The 1,517-nt window shown below is 53.6% G+C and carries 1 protein-coding gene; it reads right to left on the reverse strand.

All coding sequences use genetic code 11. The features are described 5' to 3' along the window. Positions 1–1,492 (reverse strand): metallophosphoesterase (locus tag ACXJ5O_RS26635; RefSeq protein ID WP_457302533.1); only part of this gene is annotated, 1,492 nt, incomplete at its 3' end. Positions 1,493–1,517 lie beyond the last annotated feature (25 nt).

The raw sequence follows: 1,517 nt of genomic DNA on the forward strand, positions 1-1,517 counted from the left end.
GCAAAGATTTCCTCGTCAATATCGGCGTGCCGTCGCTCGCTGCCTTTCCTCTGGCGCGTTTCGCATGAATAAGTGCCTCAGTGTTTTCGATCGGAAATGGCTGCTCACATTGGCTGAGCACGTACAAATCCCCAAGATTGAGCCGCGACATAGTTCTCGCCATGCTGTTCGGCCATTCGCGACGCAAATAGCGATGCACAACTAACTGGTCCATATGTTCCGACAGGAAATCTCCATAATCAGTGGCATCCAGCATACGACCGGTCTTCCTGCCTGTAACATTGATCTCAGTACGATATTGTCGATTGATGACAGGGTCGATCGGCAGATGCTCGATGCTGACCGTTTCAACCCTTAACTCCGTATTGTCCAGCGTTACCACCTTGAAGGCCGGAGGAAAGGCAGCGAGCGACGGCACGCCGATATTGACGAGGAAATCTTTGCCGTGCTGCACCAGCGCCGTATCATTGATGTGAAGATGTCCGCTGAAATGAACTCCGATGCCTGCATTAATGGCCGCACGCGCCACCTCATCTGTCGGTGTCCGTTTCGTGGATATCGTTTCACCTATCAGCGACCGCTCGTCCTCTGCTGTGCCATTGAGCATATCCAGTAACGGATAGTGTGAGAATGTCAGTAGCCGCTTGCCGTCTCGCCTGGCTCTCTCGGCGGCATCTTTTGCCCAATGCAGCACGAAGCGCTTATGCTTGAGCAATGCATTCCAGCCGGCATTGGTACTGTCGACGAATGCCCCCGCATCTCCTTTGGCAAAGACACCGTTGCGAGGCTCGAACACATTGGCATCGATCATCAAAAGCCAGAGACCCGTAACCGGCTCTATCAGATAGGATGCATCCATTAACCGATACCGGTTCAATCCGTCGTCCGAACACACTGAATAAAGCCGCTTCGCTGGATCGTCATGGATCCCGAACGGTGTCTCCCAATGCAAATCCGATGGCCTGCGAAAGAAGCCGATATCCGGCAATGCCAGCAATCCAGCGGGGTATCCCGAGCAATACATCTTGTTGGTAACCACCATACCGTCTGCATCGTCATCGACGAATTCATCATCGCTGGCGACAATCGTATAAGTGCCATCCGGATTAAGCAGGCGTTTGGCGTGGTGCTTGCCATCTGGGCCGAAGATATCGTGGTTGCCCGGGGTAGCAATAAAAAAAAGTCCGTGTTCGCGGGCGTAGCTGTCGAGCAGTTGCCGCAACGCTTCAAGCGTCGCAATCTGGCCGTCATCGGAATAGTCGCCCAGCAGAACGACATATTTGATGCCGCGGATCACGACCTCGTCCAGGGCCCCTCGCAGAGCATAATAGCTTTCGTTGAACACCCGGGTAGAGCGCACCGTGTCGGTCAGCCGTCGCGCTGTCATTTTGCGCCCGCCAACATCAATGCCGCCGAAATCATAGTCCCCATAAAGATCGTGGAAATGAGMATCAGCGATGACAGCAATCGGCGGAAACGTCAAAGAAGACATGAATCATCCGTTCCGTGGTGAAGAA

This window comes from Phyllobacterium sp. P5_D12, assembly GCF_054049495.1.